Here is a 5,185-nt window from a genome sequence, read left to right on the forward strand (position 1 = left end):
CGAATCAGGATAAACAACAAAGCTCTAAACAAGACGAATCAATTCAGGATAAACAACAAAGTTTGAAACAAGATGAATCCAACCAGGATAAACAGCAAGATTCTAAGCAAAACGACTCAGCTCAGGATAAACAGCAACGCTCTAAACAAGATGATTCGAATCAAGATAAACAGCAAAGCTCTGGAAGTAATAGTATTTATGATTTTACAAAACCAGAAAAAGACCGTATTCATTCTCTACAAGATTTAATAGAAAAGCTCAAAAAGTCTAGTGATTTTGTTAATTACCATACATCTGACGATGAAACGATGCCTTATTGGATTTCTTACTATCGACCTTCGCTTGATGGAGAGAAATTACAAAAGTACTTAATGCCTACTCTTTTAGAACGACCTAACGCTTCACTAGAAGAACTAAAAGAACATATTCCGATGAGCGGGATTACAATTACGAATGACCTACAAAAAATTGAGGATATGGTTTTAAAGGGGCATGCAATTATTCAATTGAATCAGCAAAATCAAAAGTGTCTGCTTGCAAACATTGCAATTGATACGTATCGGGCACCAAGCCCTCCTTTAAACGAATCGACTGTTATCGGTCCTCAAGAAGGTTTTGTAGAGGATATTGATACAAATATTAATTTAGTTCGAAAACGTCTTCCTGTTTTAGATTTACAAACAAAAGAAATAATTGTCGGCGAATTTTCAAAAACAAAGGTTGTCATGATGTATTTAGATAATCTTGCTGAAAAAGAGAATGTAGAGTTTCTAGAGGAATCATTACGTGCTCTTGAATATGATCAAATTAATGATAGTGCTTACTTACAAGAATTAACGGGTGAAAAATCAATTTTCCCACTCTATATCAATACAGAACGCAATGATAGAGTTACAAAAGCACTAATTGATGGAAAAATCGCTATCTTTGTCGACGGTTCACCGAACGTTCTATTAACTCCTGTATCATATTTCGATTTCTTTATTTCACCAGAAGATTATAATGTCTCTTGGCTATATGCAACATTTTCAAGAGTTTTACGCCTTATCGCTGTTCTTTTCTCAATTTGTGCAGCTCCATTATATGTTGCTGTTTTAAATTATCATTATGAACTCATTCCAAGTGATTTGCTGGAAACATTAATTTTATCTAGAGCGCAAGTCCCATTCCCACCTCTAATTGAAGCACTTTTTTTGGAATTAGTTATCGATTTGTTAAGAGAAGCTGGTGCAAGGTTACCAATGAAGGTCGGTCAAACACTTGGTATTGTAGGCGGTATCGTAATTGGGCAAGCATCTGTACAAGCTGGTTTAACGAGTAATATTTTATTAATTATCGTTGCCTTATCAGCACTTGCTTCCTTTATTACACCTATTTATAAAATGGGGAACGCTGTTCGGTTACTACGCTTTCCGTTTCTCATATTTGCAGAAATAGGAGGACTTTTCGGGATTTCTCTTGGATTTATCTTTTTATTTACTCATCTATTTAGACTTACTTCCTTACGTAAGCCATACGCTTTGTTTTATCCAACAAGACAACAATCTGTTAAAGATTCTTGGATTCGTTTTCCCTTAACAATGATTGATACAAGGGATGTACAAGCGAGGCCACAACATGTAAAAAAATCAGCAAAAGGAATTTCAACAAAACATAGATCAGACTTTGATGATTAAGGAATGAGGTGCATTGATGAGTAAAGTTCAAGAAAAATATCAAATATCTCCTATCTTTGTTTTCTTCTTAATTCACGGTGCACAGTTTGGTGCTGGCGTTCTCGGATTCGCTCGAATCACCGCAAAAGCCGCTGGATACGACGGATGGATAGGCGTTCTAATCACAGGAATCTGTATCCAGATTCTTATATGGATGATGTATTTTTTATTAAAAGAAACAAACGGAAATTTAATTGATTTACAACGACAAACCTTTGGAAAGTGGATAGGGAACGTCTTTAATATCATCTTTGCAGCTTATTTTTTAATCGTCAGTATTTCGGTTATTCGAACGTATGTTGAAATTATTCAAGTATGGATGTTCCCAACTGCCTCCACCTTTATGTTAACACTTTTTTTGTGCCTAGTTAGCTATTACATCATTTCTTCTGGATTTCGTGTCATTACTGGCATTTGCGTCATCTCTGTTGGTGGTACACTAGGGTATTTATTTCTAAGCTTATTCGTTTTGAAATACTCACATTGGGAGAATTTATTACCCATTTTCACACATTCTTTTTCAGATATTTTAAAATCCGCTCAACTGTCAATCTACAGTATGACTGGTTTTGAGATTTACCTCATGGTTTATCCATTTGTGAAAAACCCTAAACAATCTCATAAATTTGCTCAATATGGGGCACTATTCTCAAACCTTCTATATTTATTTAGCACCCTTTTAGCCTTTTCGTTTTTTAGTGAAAAACAATTATTAAAAACGATATGGGCCCAACTTTCTATGACCCAAGTTATTCAATTACCATTTATAGAAAGATTAGAATATATTGCAATCTCAGGCTATGCACTCGTTATTATTTCAAGTTTTATCCTCCCTTTATGGGCGTCAATGAGAGCAACTCACGAAATATTCCGTGTAAAACAAAGAGGTGTTTTAATCGCTTTTATCATTATCACCCTCATTGTTTCACAACTTTTAACAAACAGACACGATATTAATAATTTTATTAGTAATGCATCAAAAGGAAGCTTTTGGCTCATTTATGTATACATCCCAATTCTATTTATTATTGTGTGGGTGAAAAGAAAATGGAAAAAATCAAAAATAAATTAATACTTATCTCTTGTATAACACTCTTTAGTCTAACTGGATGTTTACAAAAAAATATTATTGATGACGTACACCTTATCCAAGGAACTGTCTTCGATGTAGCAAAAGATAATAAAATAAAGGTAACATTTGTTTGTCCTATTCAGCAAAAAGGGAACAAAGTTCAAGTTTTTGAAGGAACAGCAAATGCGGTAAAACAAGTAAAAGCTGACACATCTTTAGAGTCTTCTCAACCATTTGCTAGTGGGCAAATGCGGGTTGCTCTATTTACCACCCGAATCGCTAAGAAAGGAATGGTTGCTTCCTTCGATACATTAATTCGCGATGTAAACATTGGTAATGCCTTATATGTTGCTTTACTTGAAGGTAATGGTACTGAACTTTTAAAAGGAAAATACACGACTTCATCCAACGTTGCGATTTATATAAAAAAAATGCTAGAACATAATATGGAGACCGGTCCTTTACCAACAGATAATCTGCATGTAGGAGCATTCCGTTATTATCAAGTAGGGCAAGACTACTATATTCCAATTTTAAAGAAACATGGTGATAAAATAAAAATCACGGGAATTGGTCTTTTTAAAAAGGATAAATACGTTGGTAAAATCGCGGAAACAGATATGTTTATATTTAAAGGACTGTTAGAAGAGCATAAGTTAGATTCACATGAATTTAAAGCAGATCCTGGGTACGTAATGATTAACAATATTCGTTCTGTTCCAACATACGATATAAAAATAAAAAACGGAAAGCCCTCCTTTTCCATTCATGTGAAGCTTGATGCCCGTATTCAAGAAGTATCGAAACAAATTAACTTAGAGAATGCTAAGAACACAAAAAAGATTGAGAAGGTCGTTCAAAAACAATTGGAGACACAAGGTAAGAAATTAATTAAGCAGTTTAAATCTTTAGATGTAGATCCTCTCGGGCTAGGAGCTAAATATAAGCAACATTATCGCCCATTTAAATTAGAAAAGTGGAAACAAATGTACAAAGATGTTCCAGTTACTATAAAATACACCGTAGATATTACAAATTCTGGTGTAATTGAATGAGAAATGATTGAACTCCTCTCTCCAGCATGATACAACGGAGAGAGGAGTTTTTTATTATCAAATAGAGAGAAGATATTTATGGGGGAGCTTATGTCTAAAAAATTAGTAAAGCCTATTTTAAATGGTATTTTATTTCTCACCGTCTTTTTATTTGCTCATACATATTTAAAAAATGTTTCCTTCACACGTTATTTACTTGTCGTTATACCAATGTTGCTCGTCGGTATGTTTGGCATCGACCTTATTTTATCCATTTTAATAAAAGAAGAAAAATAACGAGCAGGGCCGTCCCAAAAGTATTCCGGGATGGCTTTCTTTTATTAATTGGTTTATGTTTTGTCGTTTAGTCAATATAATCTTTCCCTATCTTAACTAAAAGATGAAACTTTTGAACAGTCCCTTTTCATTTCATAATCACCCTATGTTACAATGAAATTCGGACAAAGCGAGAAAGGATGAAACAACATGACAAACGAAAAAGGTCTAGATAAAGGATACGAACTTGTTGCAAAAATGCATAAAGAGTTCGGACACCCTGTGACAAATACTCCAACAAAACTAACAGAAGAACGTGCAAAAATCCGTGCAAGTTTTATGCAAGAAGAGCTAGAAGAATTTCTGGAAGCAACGACTGTTGAAGATCAATATGATGCACTAATTGACCTTATTTACTTTGCATTCGGAACGTTTGCCGAAATGGGTGTACGTCCTGATAAAGGATTCGAAATTGTAAATAACGCAAACATGGCAAAACTATTCCCTGATGGAAAACCTCGATTCCGTGAAGGCGACGGCAAAATTCTAAAACCAGAAGGCTGGCAAGCACCAGAATCACAACTTCGTGCTGAAATCGAACGTCAGCGCCAAGAAGCTGAAAAAAACTGCTAGAATTTCCTAGCAGTTTTTTATTATGTCTTTTTTTCTGGAATTCATTAATGACCCACGTGTCCAGCGTGCCCTGCTGCTCCACTAATGCTAGCCGCTCCTGCCGCTGCTCCTGCTCCAATTCCTCCTGTCCAAGGAGAAGATTGTTGTTGATACTGTTGGTATTGTTGGTGCTGTTGACCGTGTTGGCCGTGCTGACCTTGATGACCGTGGTGACCTTGATGGCCGTGCTGACCATGGTGGCCGTGCTGACCTTGTTGGCCTTGGTGCATTTGATAAAGAACAGCTTGCGGATGAATGTGGTGGTGACCGTGGTGATGTACTTGTTGTTGATGACCATGGTGGCCGTGTTGACCTTGATGATGGTGGTGTCCATGGTGACCGTGTTGGCCTTGATGATGATGTCCATGATGGCCGTGTTGACCTTGGTGATGATGGTGTCCATGATGACCGTGTTG

Annotated in this window: 5 protein-coding genes and 1 pseudogene; 5 read left to right on the plus strand and 1 reads right to left on the minus strand. The window is 35.9% G+C overall.

Annotated elements, in window-relative coordinates; translation table 11 throughout:
* The 5 genes from BAQ53_RS22435 to BAQ53_RS22455 form a co-directional block, all read left to right on the plus strand.
* Positions 1-1,676: spore germination protein (locus BAQ53_RS22435; protein ID WP_244161462.1), on the plus strand; the 1,676-nt coding region annotated here is incomplete at its 5' end.
* 16 nt (positions 1,677-1,692) lie between these two features.
* Positions 1,693-2,787 carry a spore germination protein gene (locus BAQ53_RS22440; RefSeq protein ID WP_000049066.1) on the plus strand — a complete coding sequence of 365 codons (1,095 nt, stop codon included), beginning with the start codon at positions 1,693-1,695 and terminating at the stop codon, positions 2,785-2,787.
* Positions 2,763-3,842, plus strand: coding sequence for a Ger(x)C family spore germination protein (locus BAQ53_RS22445; protein WP_000411351.1), 1,080 nt, complete (start codon positions 2,763-2,765; stop codon positions 3,840-3,842). The genes BAQ53_RS22440 and BAQ53_RS22445 overlap by 25 nt, the downstream gene beginning before the upstream one ends.
* Before the next feature lie 90 nt (positions 3,843-3,932).
* Positions 3,933-4,118 carry a hypothetical protein gene (locus BAQ53_RS22450; RefSeq protein ID WP_000038786.1) on the plus strand — a complete coding sequence of 62 codons (186 nt, stop codon included), beginning with the start codon at positions 3,933-3,935 and terminating at the stop codon, positions 4,116-4,118.
* A 189-nt stretch (positions 4,119-4,307) separates the two neighbouring features.
* A complete protein-coding gene (locus tag BAQ53_RS22455; RefSeq protein ID WP_208906259.1) occupies positions 4,308-4,730 on the plus strand; it encodes a pyrophosphohydrolase domain-containing protein in 423 nt (140 codons plus the stop codon).
* A gap of 44 nt (positions 4,731-4,774) precedes the next feature.
* Here BAQ53_RS22455 and BAQ53_RS26680 read toward each other — a convergent pair.
* Positions 4,775-5,185 (minus strand): annotated as a pseudogene (locus tag BAQ53_RS26680) (hypothetical protein); the annotation flags it as partial.

The sequence above is a fragment of the Bacillus sp. B25(2016b) genome, assembly GCF_001679765.1.
GTDB lineage: Bacteria > Bacillota > Bacilli > Bacillales > Bacillaceae_G > Bacillus_A > Bacillus_A thuringiensis_K.